Source organism: Geobacillus sp. TFV-3, from assembly GCF_009901865.1.
GTDB classification, from domain to species: domain Bacteria; phylum Bacillota; class Bacilli; order Bacillales; family Anoxybacillaceae; genus Geobacillus; species Geobacillus thermoleovorans_A.
The window spans coordinates 2,089,340-2,106,369 of sequence record NZ_MPSP01000001.1; the positions used below are offsets into that span (position 1 = coordinate 2,089,340).

At 52.6% G+C, this 17,030-nt stretch carries 15 protein-coding genes and 3 pseudogenes; 2 read left to right on the forward strand and 16 right to left on the reverse strand.

Features of this window, described 5'->3' with window-relative positions:
- Positions 1–15: 15 nt before the first annotated feature.
- From BJQ97_RS10530 to BJQ97_RS10560, 8 genes and pseudogenes are all read right to left on the reverse strand, one after another.
- Entirely contained in the window at positions 16–267 is a 252-nt protein-coding gene (locus BJQ97_RS10530; RefSeq protein WP_160156537.1) for a phospholipase D-like domain-containing protein, read from the reverse strand.
- Between the two features lie 441 nt (positions 268–708).
- A complete protein-coding gene (locus BJQ97_RS10535; RefSeq protein WP_023634085.1) occupies positions 709–1,002 on the reverse strand; it encodes a helix-turn-helix domain-containing protein in 294 nt (97 codons plus the stop codon).
- Between the two features lie 20 nt (positions 1,003–1,022).
- Positions 1,023–1,460 (reverse strand): hypothetical protein, encoded by a 438-nt coding sequence (locus tag BJQ97_RS10540; RefSeq protein WP_232722049.1) that lies wholly within the window; start codon positions 1,458–1,460, stop codon positions 1,023–1,025.
- A gap of 135 nt (positions 1,461–1,595) precedes the next feature.
- Positions 1,596–1,830: pseudogene (locus tag BJQ97_RS18075) on the reverse strand (IS701 family transposase); the annotation flags it as partial.
- Positions 1,831–2,056: 226 nt separating this feature from the next.
- Positions 2,057–4,558, reverse strand: coding sequence for a restriction endonuclease-like protein (locus BJQ97_RS10545; protein WP_160156538.1), 2,502 nt, complete (start codon positions 4,556–4,558; stop codon positions 2,057–2,059).
- Positions 4,527–6,209 carry an MrcB family domain-containing protein gene (locus tag BJQ97_RS10550; RefSeq protein ID WP_160156539.1) on the reverse strand — a complete coding sequence of 561 codons (1,683 nt, stop codon included), beginning with the start codon at positions 6,207–6,209 and terminating at the stop codon, positions 4,527–4,529. The genes BJQ97_RS10545 and BJQ97_RS10550 overlap by 32 nt, the downstream gene beginning before the upstream one ends.
- 152 nt (positions 6,210–6,361) lie before the next feature.
- Entirely contained in the window at positions 6,362–6,901 is a 540-nt protein-coding gene (locus tag BJQ97_RS10555) for a cupin domain-containing protein (protein WP_044731594.1), read from the reverse strand.
- Between the two features lie 23 nt (positions 6,902–6,924).
- The gene (locus tag BJQ97_RS10560) at positions 6,925–7,383 is read right to left on the reverse strand and encodes a helix-turn-helix domain-containing protein (RefSeq protein ID WP_268892821.1); all 459 of its coding nucleotides are present in this window, start codon (positions 7,381–7,383) and stop codon (positions 6,925–6,927) included.
- A 237-nt stretch (positions 7,384–7,620) separates the two neighbouring features.
- Between BJQ97_RS10560 and BJQ97_RS10565 the strand changes: the two genes are divergently transcribed.
- Positions 7,621–7,995 (forward strand): hypothetical protein, encoded by a 375-nt coding sequence (locus BJQ97_RS10565; protein ID WP_160156540.1) that lies wholly within the window; start codon positions 7,621–7,623, stop codon positions 7,993–7,995.
- 53 nt (positions 7,996–8,048) lie between these two features.
- Here BJQ97_RS10565 and BJQ97_RS10570 read toward each other — a convergent pair whose 3' ends face one another.
- From BJQ97_RS10570 to BJQ97_RS10580, 3 genes are all read right to left on the reverse strand, one after another.
- Positions 8,049–8,954 (reverse strand): pseudouridine-5'-phosphate glycosidase, encoded by a 906-nt coding sequence (locus tag BJQ97_RS10570; protein WP_160156541.1) that lies wholly within the window; start codon positions 8,952–8,954, stop codon positions 8,049–8,051.
- On the reverse strand, positions 8,954–9,898 hold the full coding sequence (locus BJQ97_RS10575; RefSeq protein ID WP_160156542.1) for a carbohydrate kinase family protein: 945 nt from the start codon (positions 9,896–9,898) through the stop codon (positions 8,954–8,956). Before BJQ97_RS10575 ends, BJQ97_RS10570 begins: the two co-directional genes overlap by 1 nt.
- Before the next feature lie 190 nt (positions 9,899–10,088).
- On the reverse strand, positions 10,089–11,312 hold the full coding sequence (locus tag BJQ97_RS10580) for a YeeE/YedE family protein (RefSeq protein WP_201451684.1): 1,224 nt from the start codon (positions 11,310–11,312) through the stop codon (positions 10,089–10,091).
- Between the two features lie 151 nt (positions 11,313–11,463).
- Between BJQ97_RS10580 and mscL the strand changes: the two genes are divergently transcribed.
- Positions 11,464–11,859, forward strand: coding sequence for a large conductance mechanosensitive channel protein MscL (mscL, locus tag BJQ97_RS10585; RefSeq protein WP_160156543.1), 396 nt, complete (start codon positions 11,464–11,466; stop codon positions 11,857–11,859).
- A 155-nt stretch (positions 11,860–12,014) separates the two neighbouring features.
- On the opposite strand, the gene BJQ97_RS17710 is transcribed toward mscL, so the two are convergent.
- The 5 genes and pseudogenes from BJQ97_RS17710 to hutI form a co-directional block, all read right to left on the reverse strand.
- Entirely contained in the window at positions 12,015–12,182 is a 168-nt protein-coding gene (locus tag BJQ97_RS17710) for a transposase (RefSeq protein WP_236567237.1), read from the reverse strand.
- Positions 12,149–12,432, reverse strand: a pseudogene (locus tag BJQ97_RS10590) (RNA-guided endonuclease TnpB family protein); the annotation flags it as partial. The gene BJQ97_RS17710 and the pseudogene BJQ97_RS10590, both read right to left, overlap by 34 nt.
- Before the next feature lie 187 nt (positions 12,433–12,619).
- Positions 12,620–13,984: pseudogene (locus tag BJQ97_RS10595) on the reverse strand (ISLre2 family transposase).
- 275 nt (positions 13,985–14,259) lie between these two features.
- Entirely contained in the window at positions 14,260–15,588 is a 1,329-nt protein-coding gene (locus tag BJQ97_RS10600) for a YjiH family protein (protein ID WP_160156544.1), read from the reverse strand.
- 145 nt (positions 15,589–15,733) lie between these two features.
- Positions 15,734–17,023 carry an imidazolonepropionase gene (gene hutI / locus BJQ97_RS10605; protein WP_160156545.1) on the reverse strand — a complete coding sequence of 430 codons (1,290 nt, stop codon included), beginning with the start codon at positions 17,021–17,023 and terminating at the stop codon, positions 15,734–15,736.
- Positions 17,024–17,030 lie beyond the last annotated feature (7 nt).

The following is a 17,030-nucleotide window of genomic DNA, read 5'->3' on the forward strand; positions in this document are numbered from 1 at the left end:
AAATTTTGCAAAACACTAATACACAAATTTGGTAATATATCCTAATGACACAGCAAGGATCCAGTGGCGACCGACTCCTTTTCTTTCACAAAAGCATATAAAACGGAACTCATCAGTTTGCGCCAGCTCTTTTTTCAATTCTGCAAACGCATATAACGTAAAATGGGCCGCTACAATTGATAGTTTGCTGCCTTTTGTGATATGCGCTTTCAACGCATCGCCGACTAGGCCGTTTTGTCTGTTGTCAATCATCCCTTTTGTCTTCATGCACGAATGGCTCCTTGTTCCTTTTCTTTTATGGTTTTATTTTACGAAAACAACTTGTAGGATGTTGTTGAAATTTGTCGAAACTATAGATTGATTATCATAGACACAGTTTAAGAACGAGGACTCTGTTTCGATCTAGGAACGAGTTGATCGAACTTGACGTCAAGGAGCAAGAGACCAGCCTCTTCATCGACGATGGGCGCAAAAAATCCTCCCGATTTTCGTCGGGAGGGTGCAAAAAGTGAGTGATTAAGCTTTTCCGGCTCTTCACCACAAGTTGTGCTTGATCATTCAAGGCAAGATAGGTGCGCATTGGGAAAATAGAGGATACAAAAAATGCGAATTTTCCCGTATGGTAAAGGAGCCGGAACCAAATCATCGGAGGAAAATTCACATGTACTCTCAGTTGATCAAAGAACTCATCGATTTCCCTATTATGCGCTAAACCCGAACATTTAGGTTATGATCCTGTCTGCTTGTACCATCAATGATAAAAGGAGTATTCAATGCCTGCGAAATTTTAAAAAGTGTCTCTACCCTAGGACTTGTAAGTCCCGATTCAATTCTCCCAATCGTGGATTTTGGAACTCCAATGCGATCTGCCAGTTCCTGTTGAGACATATTCAGCTGCTTTCGTCTTGTTTTAATCTGTGCAGCTATCGTTCCTTCCAATCGAAGTTTTTGAACATGTTGCTCGCCTCGAATTGCTGCATATTTCTTAAAAAAATCACTCATTGTTTTTCCCTCCCAGTCCATTAATAAAGGCAAGGGTCGAAAGCGCAATAACGTTCATATGCTGATTCAGCCGGCACAATATCCTCTCGTCTTATCGCTCCGTTATACTGCTTGTCAAAATAATGAAGCAATATGACTTTTGAAAAATTGTGAATCGCAAATATAATTCTGTGATTTCCAGTTCTTCCACCTCTTATACCCCATCTGTAAAAATGATCATAACGAGTATTCATGCTAAGATGTTTCAATGACGGAGGGGTGATATCATCCGGAAAGCTGTTGTCCTCTGGATCAGAAGGATATGGATGATGTTGAATAATCGTAAGTTGCCTTGCATATACATCAGCAACATGACACCATATACCCGGACGACCTTTTTGTCTAAGTTCTTGCTCGGCTTTACTCAGTAGATGATTTTCAAATTCCTTTACATTTCCTGTGTATATTACCTCAAACAATATCCTCTACCCTTTGCCAATTATTATACACAATGATAGCATTTATGCTACTTACATGCAATCATTTATAACTGTAGATGAGCCTTTTTCGTTACAGTAATTTCTATTGTTAGAAAGACAAGCAGGACCCCCCCCTTATACGATACGGAGCTGTTTTTTGATCACACCAACGGGAATATCGTGGCGTCATCAATGAACTCGACGACGCTGCGGCCTTTCTGCGATCGAAGCTGTTCCCGTTCGGCGAAAAGAGGGTTGTTGAGATTCGGCGATGCTGTACATGCAGTCGGGAAACACCGCCGCCCCATACCGTTTCATCCTCCCGAATGTGGCGAACGCGGTATTCATCCATCTTCAGCTGGCCTTTCGCCGGTCAAGACATCGACGATATGAACGAGAGGCTTGATGACCGGTTTGGACAGCGGCGGCGGCAACCCTAACGTGAAGAAACCTTGTCAATTCCTAGTATGTTGGTGAATTTGCACATCTACAGTCGCTAAAACATTCCAGAAAAATATGCCAAAATGGATTGAAACAGACATGGATCATCAGGAGCGGCCCCGTTTCTCGATCATACCTGCATGGTTATCCATCATTCACTCCCCCATCATCCCCACCACTTCGCGAAACACGGCCGACGGCTGCTTGCGGAGCAGTTCGGCGGCGATCGTTTTTTGCTTCGTGCCGTTCGTGATCATGAGCAGACCGTCTTCTAGGCGGATGAACAAGTTTTTGACGCGGTACGCGGTGATTTTGGACGCCTGATCCAAGTAGCGGGCGTCAAGGTCGAAGCGGATGCGGTCGGACAGCCGCCGCAGAATGCGCCAAAGGGCGATTTCGTCCTTTGATTTCATGAACAGCTCGGGCAGTTCTTTCGCCTGTTTGAGCGTGTTGAGCGTCGTCATCGCATAGACGGCGATGCCGTAGCCGACCGGGCGGATGACGTGTTGGAGAAAGTGCCAGCTTTCGACTTCGAAGCGAACGTATTCGTCATCGCTTCGTTTTGGCAGTTCGGTGATGGCCGAGCGTTTGACGATGTTCACATCGGCGATTTTGCCGAGGCACGTGACCCCGTTTTGCGGGGCGGCTCCTTGTTTCGGGTAAAGGGCGATGTAGCGCGCGTTTTGCCAGCCTTTTTTCAGCTGCTTGACTGGGATGTGGTAGAAGCGGTGCTTCACGTAGGCTTCGTAATGCCGCGCGCTTGGCACCATGCCGACAAGCACATGCTCATCGAAAGCCGACCGCCATTCTTCGATGATCCCTTGCGGTAAAATGCCTTCGTTTTGCAGTTCTTCGGGATTGTTTTCGATCAGCCGCTCGATCAATTGTTCGACTAACCGGGTCGCGTTCGGCAAAAACGGCAGACCGCCGATGTTGACGTCGTTGATGCTTTTGTACAGCGGGTGCGCTTGGTAGCTGTCCTCGTCATGCCACGGGAAGAGCACGTAGGCGCCAAAGGCGGTGCGTTCGTATGGGCCGCCGCGGCGGGCGACAAGCGAATCGCGGTAGCGGTGCATCGTGTTGATGTCGTCTTCCATCGGTCCCGGCATTCCGTACCGTTTTTCATACGCGCTGCCGGAAACGGCGAAATCAAGGCGGTATTTGGCGTCGAAAATGTAGTTGAACGTATAGTCTTTTCCTTTCTTTTCAATCGCCAGAACCGTGTCGGGCATTTGGGGGACGGTTGGCAGCCTTCCTTCGTACGGCTGATACGTCAGTGTGATTCGCTCGCCGGTGTATGGGTGTTCGTACACCCGCTTGGCGGAGCGGTTTTTTTCGAGATTGACGAACAGCCCCAAGCGGTTCACTTGGATGACATTTTGGCTGATGAGTTTGTATTTTTTCCCAAGGAGCTGTCCGAGCTTCAGAAACGTCCAATACTCGTACAACGTGGCGACGTCTTTGACGGACATTCGGTACAGCTTCCCTTGCAAGGCGAGGCCCCGGGTGATGATGAGAAACAGCTGATAGGCGTCGCGGTACCCGGGCGCCATTTGCAGGACGAGGCTCATGACGGAGCGGTCAAGCCGCCCGATCGGCCGCCAAAAAGAGTGATGAAGCCGGTTTTCGAGCGCACGGATCATCGATTGGATGCGCTCAAGCAAATCCGGATCCGGTTCAGTTTCGTACCGCTTTTGTTTCCCTTGCACGTGTTCGAACAAATCGCGCAGCTTCTCGACAAGGCGCATCATCATCCATTTGACGAACCGGTTTTCGAGCGTGTCGTACGTCAGTTCTTTTTTCGCTTTGAGCCCCGATTGCGGCATGACGGTTCGACTTCCGATGTCGATGCCGCGCTTGACGTCACGGAACACGTGCGGCCGCTTGCGCAACTCATTCCGTCCTGCCGCATCCAAACGGCCGAGCTGGTCGCCGCGCACCCTCACATGGACGGTCGACAGTTGATGGTGCGGCTGCCGCTCGATATGGCGAATGGCCTGCAAAAAATCGCCGATATGCGACTCCATAAGCCGGAAAAACTCGCTTCGGGACGGCGCGCCGCTGCGCTTCGTTTTCGCTCGCTGGTACGTGCGCTTGATGAAGTGAAACGCCAAGTTGTAGATTTCTTCGCTTACTTCGTCAAGAAGGATTTGGTAGTCTTGTTTATATGTCAGCTTCGTCGGGAAAATTTCGATCGTCACGTCCAAAACCGAGCGGCTGCCGTCGCGGATTTCGAATGTCGACAGCCCGACTTCATTCGGGAAGTGGAGGTTTCCCATCAACACCGCTTGTCCGCCAATGTCCACAAGGCTGATGGCGTTTCTCAGCGCCAATGATTCGTGATAAAACGAAAGAATCCGGTCGGTTTTCGGAACGACAAGCAGCTGATAGACGCCGTTTTCAAAGAAAATCGGGCGGTGGCCGCCCGACCAGTCGACAAGCTCACCCGCGTCCACGTCGAACAGTTTGACGCTTTGCACCTCTTCGCCGCTCGCAAAAAACTCCATCGTCTCATGGAAATCGAGGCGGCGGTACTGCTGGAGACTTTCGTATTGTTCGTGGTACGGCTTTCCTTTGATCACGAGCGTGAGATGTTTCGTTTCGATATGGACGAGCTCATAGTCGTCACGCCCCAAGCCAGAACGAAGTGAAGCCATCGTCCTCCAACCTCCGCAACATGCGCCAAATTTTCTCCGCGCTTTTTGGATAGCGGGCGTACGACACATCAAGCGCGCCGCTGTAGTCCCCGTCCGGTTCGAAGCCGGCGCAAAGGACAAACAGCTGCTTGAGCGCCCGCTCGAGCCGCGCATCGCTTCCTGAAAGGCGCGGCAAAATTTTTTGAATCAAGCAATAGTCAAACGCTTGTTGAAACTCCATAAACTGTCCCTCTTCGTTATAGGACAGGTAGAAGCAAATTTCGTCGCGGACGCGGTAGCCAATATGCGCCCCGAGCGGCTCGAGGATGCGGTTGATGTCCACGAGCTGTTTCGTCGCGTCTTCTACCAGCTTTGGATAATCGGCATATACATCTTTCAAATGCAAATACCGCGCCGCAAACAGCTCCTGTCCGACGGGCAGGGGCGCGACGGTCGGCACATCGCGCAAAAAGTCAAGATGATCGAGTTGGACGCGGTTGAACTCGATCGTGTTGGCGCGGTCGAGCACTTTTTTGCTGAAGGGGTGGGTCGTCTCGTCCATGTTGACCGTGCCGATGATGTAGACGTTCGGCGGGAGAAAAAGGTCGCGCCCCGCCGTTTCTCGCGGCAGCAGCCGCGATGACGTGATGCACCCATTTTCCCAGCGGCGGCTTTCCATGACGCTTAAGACATCGCTGAAGTAATGCTCGACGCGGGCGAGGTTCATCTCGTCCAACACGACGAAATACGGTTTGTCCGGATGCTTCTCCGCTTCGATCATGACGTTAGTGAGCGGTCCAGGCTTGAAATCGCCTTTAATATCGACATAGCCAAGCAAATCAGAGCCGTCGTTCCAGTCCGGGCGGACGGGAATCAAGGTGAAGCGGCCGTTGTCTTCCGTCGCGCCGACGCTCTCGGCCAACCATTGGACGATTTTTGTTTTCCCGGTTCCAGAAATGCCCGATAGAATGACAAACGGTTTTGTTTTTAACGATAGAAAGAGGTTGGTCACTTCCTCTTCGGTATAATAGAACCCTTTGGACGCGATGTACGAGTGAATATGCTCCACGACCGTTTGATAGGAAAGCCGAGCCCCAGGCGGCGCCATCATTTCTGTTCGCTCCACATATTGTTGGTAATAACCGATCATCGTTTCGAGATCGCGCGCGAGTTGTTCATCGGATGGCAGATCGTCAAACGAATAGGCGATATACGCCGCCACCGACCGTTCGTAGTCTTTCGCCCGTTTGCTTTCACCAAGATGGATGTCATCATCCGTCCGCACGCGTTCTTCAGTGGGAATGAGTTGGCGGATGTCCCGCTTCACCCGCTCCATTTCGTCTTTCGGCGTCTCCGTCACCCCTTGGGCGAGTGTCAAATACAGCCGACGCATATCCTCGCTGAACAAGTAGACGATATAATAGCCGCGCTGCGTGGAATCCGTCACTTCTTGGTCCATCACCGCCACCCACGGTACAGCGGCCCAATTGCCGCTCTTCCCCACCGACCCTTTCACCACATACCGGTCAGGCGGCAGAAACGGCAACGCTTTCAACGCCTCTGGAATTGCTCGCGTCACCAACTGAAACGACCGCCGCTCTTTTGACAGTTTTTCGCGTCTTTCTTGTTCGTAAATGGCCATCACTTGGCGGAAAAGATCGTGCAATGACATTGGGAATAGCTCCTTCGTGTAGAAATTTCATTCTTCGTTTCTATTTTTCTTCTATTCTACTAAAAAAGCGGCCGTCCCCACCAGCGGGAAAGCCGCTTTTCCGTCAGGAGCCAGCATCTTTTGTCATGCTTTGCCGTCAATTCGCTTGTTCGCTATTCAGCCGCCAGGGCGTCGGCTTTTGTTCGGTGCACAGTACCGCGCGGATGCTGCGGAGGTGCATAGATGGAATAGAGCTTCAGCGGGACATTTCCGGTGTTGATGACATTGTGCCATGTTCCAGCTGGAACCATAATCGCGGAACCGGCGCGCACGTTTCTTTCCAACGTCAACTCGTCTTTCCTCTTGCCCATTCGAACAATTCCTTGACCTTGTTCAATGCGCAAAAATTGATCGACGTGATGGTGAATTTCCAATCCAATATCTTCCCCGACATTCAGGCTCATCAACGTCACTTGCAAATGCGGCCCGGTCCATAAAGCAGTGCGGTACGTATCGTTTTGTTTCGCGGCCTCGTTGATCTGAACGACAAACGGCTCCGGCCCGTAATCTTTCAGCTTTATGTTCTCTCTTTCCAGCCTGTAAGGAACCGGCCAGTAAACAGGCGGCCTTCCATAGTAGTGCACAGGCGTGTAGGCATGGGACGGATATGAATAAGCATACGGGTAGGCGGGCATAAAAGAAACGGTGTGCATCTTTTCACCTCTTTCTAATTTGATCATCTTATCTTATGCACAACGGTGAGGAATTCGACTAGCGTTTTTGGTTGTCGAATAATGGTTTTATGCTCCTCCGTTAACTCAAGATCAACGAGCTTTACTTTATACGTCGGGGGCAAATAAGCAACACTAGCCTCTCCAAAAGAGGCAAGCAGCTCATAATAATCATCCATGATCCGATTCACTTGATTTTGATCAATCAGACGAAAGTTTCCTTTAGGGTTATCCGCGCGAAACATGAAAGAAGATATTGGTTCACGCTGATCATCTGAAGAAACGATCAAATCCTTCATCGGGATATTCAAGCGTCGCGACAGAAGAAATAATTTTGCACTGTCAGGAATTTGTTCCCCTTTTAAATATTTGGCAATCGTTTGTCTCGTCACGCCCATCAATTCGGCTAAATCTTGATTCTTCAACCCCATCTCTTTTTTGACCCGATTTAGATTTTTCGCGATCGTTTGTTTAACACTCTAAATATACAAGAATACCAATGAAAACACTGACAGCGACAGCGGCCGCAACGATGGTGATCGGCAGCCAGTCAGTGGCAAAAGATGAATGAGTGATCATTTCAGCCATAGCAACGCCCCTCCTTTATCCATCATCAACGAAATCCCGTCAGATTTGAAACCGTTGTTCCTTCTCGCAAACTCGCTTGTCTGATATACTAGAGTGGAAAGGAGGTGAATGTTATGGAAGAAAAAACGATATTGGCGCAAATTTTGCAAGTACTTGATCTGTACGCGGCTGACGTGCGCAAGCAGTTCGAAGCGCTCCATGAGAAATTCGACTCGCTTCAACGCCAAGTCCAAGCATTGAACGAACAAACGAACACCATGAACAAGCGCATCGAAGACATGGATGAGCGCATCGAGGAGATGGATGGACGGTTTGAGCGGCAGATCGCCCAGTTGGAGCGCACCATCAACGAACGGTTCGAACGGCTTGAAGCGAAACTCAGCCACGTCCGCATCGAACTAGTTGAAACACAAGAAACGGTCGACTTCCACTCCGTCAAAATCGCCCAGCATGATCGAAAAATCCGCCATTTGCTTCACGCTCGATAAATCCTCCACTGCCATCATGCCCCTGCCCTTCCATCAGGGCGGGGGCGTTCGCATCAAGACAGTTCGCAGGCAAGATCGGCCGCCAAGGCGGCGTTGTTTTTTACTAAGGCGATGTTCGCTTGCAAGCTTTTGCCTCCGGTTAACGTTTTCACACGGTCAAGCAAAAACGGGGTGACCGCTTTTCCGGTGATGTGCTGCTTTTCTGCTTCCTTGAGCGCTTGTTCGATGATGGCAGTGATATACGACTCCTCGAGTTCGTCTTCTTTCGGAACCGGGTTGGCGACGACCATGCCGCCTCGAAGCCCGAGCGCCCATTTTGTTTCAATGAAGCGGGCGATCTCTTCCACGCTGTCGAGGCGATAGTCGACGCGAAACGGGCTCGTCCGCGAATAGAACGCTGGCAGGACGTCCGTCTGATAGCCGATGACCGGGACGCCGTGCGTCTCTAGGTACTCAAGCGTCAATCCTAAATCCAAAATCGATTTCGCCCCGGCGCAGACGACCGCGACGTTGGTGCGCGCCAGTTCCTGCAAGTCGGCCGAGATGTCCATCGTCTGTTCGGCGCCGCGGTGCACCCCGCCGATGCCGCCGGTCGCAAACACGCGGATACCCGCCATCTCAGCGCAAATCATCGTCCCCGCCACGGTCGTCGCCCCGTGTTTTTTCATGGCGACGACATACGGCAAATCGCGGCGGCTCACTTTTTCCACATCATGGCTTGTCCCCAGCTGTTCAAGTTCGTCTTCGGTCAACCCGATTTTGATTTTTCCGTTTAAAATGGCGATCGTCGCCGGTACGGCACCGCGGTCGCGGATGATCCGCTCGACGTCTTTCGCCGTCTGCACGTTTTCCGGATACGGCATGCCGTGCGAGATGATCGTCGATTCCAAAGCGACGATCGGCTTTTGTTCGGCCTTCGCTTGAGCGACTTCTTCGGAAAAGACGAGAAAATCATTCATCACTTCGTTCCCCCTTCGCGAAAATACCGCGCATAGGCGGCTTGCAGCATGTATTCATTCAAAGCAGGATGCACCGTTTCGGCCGTTTGCAGCGTAAGCGCCGCATTGCTCATCCCGAAGCGGCAGGCAGCTTCGAGCGGATAGCCGCCTAAGACGCCGTACAAAAATCCTGCCGCAAAGGCGTCGCCCGCTCCGGTGGCATCGGTGACCGCAACCTTCGGCGCCACGATCACCCCTGTTTCCCCTTGCTTGGCGGCGTATGCGACGCCGCCCGCCCCGCGCGTGACGACGACATTCTCTGCGCCGGAGCGAAGAAGCGTCTCCATCGCTTCGTGCACGCTGCAATGATCATTGCCCGCAAGCGCCATAGCCTCTGCTTCATTCGTCACAAGCCATGTCACGCCTGTTAAGTCGGCAGGCAGCCGTTTCGTTTTTGGAACGGACACGGTCACGACACAAAGCAACACATCCTCTTGCCGGCACTGTTTGATCACCCACAAAAGGATATCCGCAGGCAAATTCACATCAAGCACGACGGCGGTCATCGGGCCGAGTTCAGACCACCGCTGCTTTATCCACTCTTTTCCCACTGTATCATAAATCGCCATATCCGCCAAGGCGAGGACCATCTCGCCGCGTTCATCGAGCACCGCTGTATACGTCCCGGTGTTCGCTTTTGACGTTCGCACGATGTGCCGTGAATCCACGTACCGACTCGTCACGTCAATGAGCCACTGTCCGTCCTGGTCGTCGCCAACGGTGCTGACGAGCGAAACGGCTTGGCCGAGCCGCCCTAAGTTTTCGGCGATGTTTCTCGCCACCCCGCCTGCCGTTTGCGTCGTGGCGACGGGATGGGACGTGCCGAGCCGAAACGGAGTGAGCAACCGTGCCTTTCGGTCGACGTTCGCCCCGCCGATGCAGACGATCGATGCCGCTTTCCCCATGCCTTTCCCCCTCTCTTCCAATGATCACAGCCGCGCGATCCCGCTTCTTCCCAAACATAGAAAACGATTTCAAAAAAACGGACAGCTGCACGCTTCGAAGCCTCACCACCCATTGTACCACATACCGACTGGCAAGAACGGCATAAAAAAGGCACCCCGCCAAAACGGCGGGATGCCGACTTTCGGACGTTTAGTTTTTGTACGCGCAATACGGACGCAGTTTGACGCCAATCAGACTGCCAAGGAAAGCAAAGACAAACCACGCCCAGCCGTGGGCGCTGAATGACGCAATGCCGCCGAAATACGCGCCGATGTTGCAGCCGAACGCCAGCCGGGCGCCATATCCCATCATTAAACCGCCAATGAGCGCGCCGATCGTCATGCGCGTCGGACGCTTCCACTGAATCGGCTTTGTGTAGCGGCCCGCGAGCGCCGCCGCCAATAAGGCGCCGACCATCAAGCTGATGTCCATCACGGTCGTTGTATCGTAGTAGAGCGGCTTCGCGAGCGCCTGCCGCTTTGCTTCATCTTGCCAGTACGCCCAAGTGGTCGGATCGACGCCAAACAGCTGCACGAACTTCGCGCCCCAAAGGGCGAAAGCGGATGTAATGCCCCAAGGCTTGCCGCTAATCATCAGCACAAGTGCGTTCGTTACAGCCAAGAGCAACGCCCCGACCAAAAGCGGCCACGGCCCTTTGTAAATCGCTTTCCAGCCATGATGGTTCTCAAGCGATGCAGCAACGCGTTGGCCGTAGCGTCGTTTTTCCGCCACGGTCACCACATAGTAGACCGCTGCCAGCAAAACCAACTGAAGCAAAAACCCTCCCAAGGCGCCGAACGCGCCAATGAACGAGAACGGCTCCCATTGCGGCATCTTCGCCCACACGTCAAAGTGAGTCGTCGCAATGACTGAGCCAGCGATGAACCCGATGAGCGTCACAATGCCGTTCGCATCGCCCCCGCCGATATGGTACAACGTCCCGGACGCGCAGCCGTCGCCAAGCTGCATGCCGATGCCAAACAGGAAGGCTCCGACGATGACCGACACCCCGACACCAAATACATAACCTGACACCGGGTGCCCAAGAACGGACCCTTTCACGAGCAGCGGCAAAAACAGCGCGCTGGCCACGGCCATCATGATCATCTGTGCCCGAATGCCTTCCCCTTGACGGTACAAAATGAATTTCCGCCATGCCGAGGTAAAGCCAAAATGCGCCTGGTACAATACAAATCCACCAAACGCCCCTAACACATACAAAAGCGCCTGTTGCCAAGAAACGCGGCTATATAAGAACAACGTTCCGCCGATCAATATGAGGCAGGAAACCACAATAATCCACGCAGTCGGATGTTTCGGGGCGTTCGTTGCTTGTTTCGCGCGAACGTCTCGTTGTTGCGCGGTCATTTCCACGATGCGTTCCCCCTTTTGCTTTGGTTGATGAACGTATTCTATAATACTATAAAACCAATTGATTTTCTACGATTTTAATCAAAAAGTTTCAATATTGCGGTTGATCGGGTATAATTGCAAACGAATCATTTTCACAAGGAAGGGGATTGGCATGTGGAATGAGTTTAAAAAATTCGCCCTTCGCGGCAATGTCATCGATTTGGCCGTCGGGGTCATCATCGGCGGAGCGTTTGGCAAAATCGTCTCCTCGCTCGTCAATGACATCATCATGCCGCTCGTCGGTTTAATTTTAGGCGGCATCAATTTCAGCGATTTGTCTTGGAAAGTCGGCAAAGCCGAAGTGAAATACGGAGCGTTTATTCAAACGGTCGTCGATTTTTTGATCATCGCTTTCTCCATCTTCCTATTTGTCAAACTGATCAATACGTTGTACGAACGAATGAAGAAGCAGGAAGAGGTCAAAGAAACGGCGCCGACGCTGACGAAAGAGGAGGAATTGTTGACGGAGATTCGGGACCTGTTAAAGCAACAGCGGGAAACGATTTGACACTCCACACGACAAGCCGTGGGATTCTTGGGTCGTTCGCGCCTTCTTCCATTTCTGGTTCGGACCACGCCCAAGTTCAGGGGTGTGTCATCACCCCGTCCCATCGGGTTAAGTTGTACCCCAATGGGCGGCGCACCTGTGACCAGTGCGCGAGGCTAGGCGGCGAAGCCCGAAATCGCTTTGGCGATGTTGATCGCGCCATTCAGATCGGCATGAATCGTATATCCGCATTTTTTGAATTGGAAGTGGATGCCGTTTCGGTTTCCTTTATCTCGATAGCCACAACGACAAGTTTTAAGTTTTGGTTGTTGAAGCAACACCATCGTTTTTGAAACGTCTTTGCCTTTTGTTTTTCTTTTGGGATTTTACTTCTTGAATCGTCTGATTCACGACGGCAGAAGGAAATCGTTGTGACGAAAACTCCTTAAAAATTTTGCTCGTCGCTTGATTCAGCTCGGGATGATTCAACAGCCAATTCGCAAACGCTGTATTCACTTCTGTCATCCGTTCATACATGTTTTGTTTGACTTTCGTTGGTTTGTGCAGTTCTAATCTTAGTGTGATCGTGGGCATGAATTCACCCCCCTTTTCTTTTGAGATTCCACATAACGAGTCAGTCAAGACTTTGTGGAGAACTTTTTTCGGTTCACTACGGTAGTTGTAAATCACTAGTTAGCGAACCATTTTCAGGAATTAATATCGTAAGCGCTTTCGGACTCTCATCCCTCATCTTGAGGCGATGATACGGTATTCCATTTTTTTACACCCAACCACCATCCCGGAGCGCCGACAACGCTTGATGGATCGGCGTCCCGGATGACCGCTGCAGACACGGTAGATTCTGACGCACCACATCCGCCCACAACCGTCCTGCCTTCCGTTTGGCCTGTTTGATCCGCTTGGACGTTGTTGAGGCCAAGGCGGCCGGCCGGGGCTCTTCCTGCTCCAACCGTCCCTTTCTCCACCCGATCCCGTCGATTCGCGCCGCCATCGCCCTAAGAAACGCCCGAAGGCCTTGGTCTTTCCAGCTGCGGCGGGATTTCACCCGGTGCGCAAACCGGCTCATCACGCTCTCCGCGTGGCCCATCGGACGCATGCCGGTCGTCTCCACCCCCTGCTCCGACAGCCACTCCCGATAGTCCCGGATGCATCCCGGCATCGACTCGATCCGGCGGATCATGGCAGCCAGCTGCTGTTCTTTCGCTTCGTCCTCCAACGTGCCGACCACGCTGTTCAGCTCCACGAGAAGCCCTTCTTCGTCTTGTTTCGCCAGCTTCTTCCGCACCTCCCGCCAACGCGGGTGGCCGGACAGACACTGACGCAGCTCCCGCGCCACATGAAATCGATCCAGCTGAAAGCACGCCCGCTTCCCAAAATACTCCCGGCAGGCCGTGATCCACGACGCCGCGTCGCCGTTGATGACCAACAGGTCTCGGCACGGATCATAGGCATATTCCTGCATCAGCCAATCCTCAAACCGTTCCCACACGTCCCCCGCCCCTTCATGGAGGCAGCGGCGCCGGTTCACGAGCTCAAGCTGCGACCCGTTTCGTCTCCATCCCTCGTGAACCGCCAAGATCTTCTCCTCTTTCGCCCGCTTCCCTTTCCCCTGGCGAGAAACAAACAGTCCATCCGCCTCCACAAACAGCACCTGGCCATGCCGTTTGGAAACAGGGCAGTGCAACGAGACAGGGGCCTTGAGCACCAACTGGCGAATGGCCTCGTGGCTCATGACCGCATACCCCACGATCGACTCGAGCGTGCGAGCCGCTTTGCGGTAGGAAGAGCACTCCACGGCCAACTCGACCGCCGTTTCCTCGAGGCAAGGGCTGATCGACTGCGCTCCATCAAAGCCTAGTTCGGCATCCAGCAAGAACGTATACGCCCCCGTTTGCCGATCATAGTCATAGTTCCGGCGGAAAGTCACTTCCCCAAACAGCGTTTGGATCGTGGTCGGCCGTTTGTCTTTCAGCTGATACCGGCGCTTGTCCCGCGCTTCCGCCAGTTGTTGATCGATCTCCTCCAAAAGGGCGGCCAACAAGACAGCGAACACCTTTTGGAGAGTTCTGACTCATTGCTCCTCCAGCTCTTTGAATAAAGGCCATTCTGTGGTAAGATGTTTCATGGACTCTCTCCCTCCTGTTTGATTGATGTTGGTCATCACTATCCTAGCAGGGAGAGAGTCCTTTTTGCATGACATTTGCTTTTTTCTACCGCGCTTCGCTTGGTGGACCCGACGAGCGTCACGAACAAAGGTTCGTAACCCTCGTCGGGGATCATTTCGGAATGTCACCCACAAATATTTTACTCACACCGCTATTGCTTAGAAGTCGGGTTCTCCTCGCTTATTCCCAAGATGAAAGGAACATAACCCCCTTCTGTCCAAGCACCAAACCATTGTCAAAGCAGCCAGTACGCAAGCGGAGCGGTGAGGATGAGCGTCAATACGGTCCGCTCGAACCAAATGACAAGCAGCCTCGGCAAGCTGAGCGGAATTTCCGTAGACAAAATGCATGGAATGACAGCGGAAAAGAATAGGATCGCCGATACGGATACGACAGCAATAATGAATTTCGTGACAAGCGGAGCTTCGGTGACAAGCAAAGCCGGCAAAAACATTTCCGCAATTTCAATGGCCGATGCTTTCGCTGCCAACAGCGGCTCGGGAATTTGCAAGAGAAGGGTGAATGGATAAAATAAATAGCCCAACCAATCAAACAATGGCGTATATTCAGCAAGCAACAGCCCGATCAGTCCGACGGACATAATGGAAGGCAAAATGCCCATCGTCATGATGAAACCATCGCGCAAGTTCTCCCATATGTTTGTCCCAATCCCTTTTGACTGCTCTACCGCCCTCATTGCTTCGGTCCAAGCTTGTTTCATATAGTTGCCCGTCACTTTTTGCTCAGGATCCCCCTTGCCATTGTAATACTCATCGCTCATGCGGCTTAACGGCCAAAGCCGGGCGGTGAGCGCCGTGACAGCAAACGTCACAAGAAATGTCACCCAAAAATACGTATTCCAGATCGACATCAGCCCTAATGTTTTCGCGACAACGACCATGAACGTAACAGACACAGTGGAAAAACCAGTGGCGATGATCGCGGCTTCTTTCACTGTATATTTGCCTTCTTTAAACACTTTATTGGTGATCAATAACCCAATGGAGTAGCTGCCGACAAAGGAAGCGACGGCGTCAATCGCCGAGCGGCCTGGCGTTTTCCAAATCGGCCGCATGACGGGTTGCATCCAAACACCGACGAATTCGAGCAACCCGTAACCGACAAGCAAAGCGAGAAAGACGGAGCCAATTGGCACAAGGAGTCCAACGGAAATGACGAGTTTATCATACAAAAACGGCCCCATATTCGGTTGAAACAGCCACGACGGACCGATACGAAACACCAACATGACCGCCACGATGAGTCCAAGAACTTTCAACACCGAAAAAACGACCGTCACGGCATCTTTGTTCCACGTTTTCTTGTAAAATGGATAAATCGCACCGAAAGCGATCACTATAAGAGCATAATACGGAACAAGTGCTGAAAACTGTGAGCGAATCCATGTCACGATGTGATCAAGCAAAATGGACGATGTGCCTCCGATCGACACGGGGACGAAAAACACGAAAATCCCGATGGCGCTGTAAACGAAAAACTTCCATGCGCCGCTTGTCGGCGTTGGAACGGATGGCTGTACGCCTGCATTTGTATCCGCTTTCATTATTTATGATCCCTCCACTTTTTTTGTAAGCGTTCGACGAAGGCAAGCGCAGCCGCTCATGTACGCTTGCCCTGACCTCTTTTCCCTGTCTAGCCGTTGACAAAGGCAACAGATTTTTTGGTTCATTTCGTATGAAACGGTTTCGTCATGCTCCTTTCGTTTCATTGCGCACCTTGCCGTCTTTCACCACCACCTCCCCGCCTTTGATCACCATCTCGACATGATTGACTCCGTAATAGTACATGATCTGCACGTAATTCGGCACGTTGAACATGACCAAATCCGCCTTTTTCCCCGGCTCAAGGCTGCCGACGAGATGCCCGCGACCGATGGCGTGGGCGGCATTGATCGTGGCAGCGGCCATCGCTTCAGCGGGAGTCATGCGCATGTGCAGGCAGGCAAGGCTCATCACAAGCGGCAGCGAGACGGTCGGCGATGAACCTGGGTTGCAGTCGGTCGCCAAGGCGACGGGAACGCCGGCGTCGATCAAACGGCGGGCGTCGGCGGCTTTTGTCATTAAGAAAAATGCCGTGCCTGGCAAGAGAACACCGATGACGCCGCGCTCCGCCATGCGGCGAACTCCTTCGTCCGACGCGCGAAGCAGATGGTCGGCGGAAATCGCGCCGACTTCGGCGGCCAGTTCCGCCCCGCCGTATGGCTCGATTTCATCGGCATGGATTTTCGGCGTTAAGCCGTATTCGTTTCCAGCTTCCAAAATGCGGCGCGCCTCATCGGGAGTGAACACGCCGCGCTCGCAAAAGACGTCGTTGAACTCAGCGAGCCCCCGCCGACTCACTTCGGGAATCATTTCGTTGATGATGAGGCGGACGTATTCATCCGGATCGTGCTTCCACTCCGGCGGAACGGCGTGGGCGCCAAGAAACGTGGAGACGACATCGACCGGATGAGTGTCATGAAGCCGCTTGGCGGCTTCGAGCTGCTTGATTTCGTGCTCAAGGCTTAAGCCGTAGCCGCTTTTCGCCTCGACGGTCGTGACCCCATGAAGCAAAAACTGATCAAGCCGCTGTTTGCTTTCTTCATACAACGTTTCTTCCGACGCTTCGCGCGTCGCCTTCGTTGTCGCATGGATGCCGCCGCCGGCGTTCATGATCTCCATGTACGCCGCTCCATCAAGGCGCATCGTCCATTCGCGTTCGCGGCTGCCGGCGTAAACGAGATGGGTGTGCGGATCGATGAGGCCAGGCGTGACCGTTTTGCCGCGTGCGTCAATCACGTCAGCCTCATCGAGACGGTCGGCAAATCGGCGGGCCAGTTCATCATCCGAACCGACGGCTGTGATCGTGCCGTTTTCGATCCAGACGCTGCCGTTTTCGATGATGTGAAGATCGCTCATCTTCTCTTTGACGAGCGGGGCCGCGGAGCCCCCCGCCAGCGTGACGAGCTGACGGGCGCGGCGAATGAAAAGCGGGCGCATGTGGCTC

What these genes read in the sequence shown, in the direction of transcription:
- BJQ97_RS10530 (WP_160156537.1), bottom strand. Translation starts at nt 267, where the DNA reads ATGAAGACAAAAGGGATGATTGACAACAGACAAAACGGCCTAGTCGGC.
- BJQ97_RS10535 (WP_023634085.1), bottom strand. Translation starts at nt 1,002, where the DNA reads ATGAGTGATTTTTTTAAGAAATATGCAGCAATTCGAGGCGAGCAACAT.
- BJQ97_RS10545 (WP_160156538.1), bottom strand. Translation starts at nt 4,558, where the DNA reads ATGGCTTCACTTCGTTCTGGCTTGGGGCGTGACGACTATGAGCTCGTC.
- BJQ97_RS10550 (WP_160156539.1), bottom strand. Translation starts at nt 6,209, where the DNA reads ATGTCATTGCACGATCTTTTCCGCCAAGTGATGGCCATTTACGAACAA.
- BJQ97_RS10555 (WP_044731594.1), bottom strand. Translation starts at nt 6,901, where the DNA reads ATGCACACCGTTTCTTTTATGCCCGCCTACCCGTATGCTTATTCATAT.
- BJQ97_RS10565 (WP_160156540.1), top strand. Translation starts at nt 7,621, where the DNA reads ATGGAAGAAAAAACGATATTGGCGCAAATTTTGCAAGTACTTGATCTG.
- BJQ97_RS10570 (WP_160156541.1), bottom strand. Translation starts at nt 8,954, where the DNA reads ATGAATGATTTTCTCGTCTTTTCCGAAGAAGTCGCTCAAGCGAAGGCC.
- BJQ97_RS10575 (WP_160156542.1), bottom strand. Translation starts at nt 9,898, where the DNA reads ATGGGGAAAGCGGCATCGATCGTCTGCATCGGCGGGGCGAACGTCGAC.
- mscL (WP_160156543.1), top strand. Translation starts at nt 11,464, where the DNA reads ATGTGGAATGAGTTTAAAAAATTCGCCCTTCGCGGCAATGTCATCGAT.
- BJQ97_RS17710 (WP_236567237.1), bottom strand. Translation starts at nt 12,182, where the DNA reads ATGGTGTTGCTTCAACAACCAAAACTTAAAACTTGTCGTTGTGGCTAT.
- BJQ97_RS10600 (WP_160156544.1), bottom strand. Translation starts at nt 15,588, where the DNA reads ATGAAAGCGGATACAAATGCAGGCGTACAGCCATCCGTTCCAACGCCG.
- hutI (WP_160156545.1), bottom strand. Translation starts at nt 17,023, where the DNA reads ATGCGCCCGCTTTTCATTCGCCGCGCCCGTCAGCTCGTCACGCTGGCG.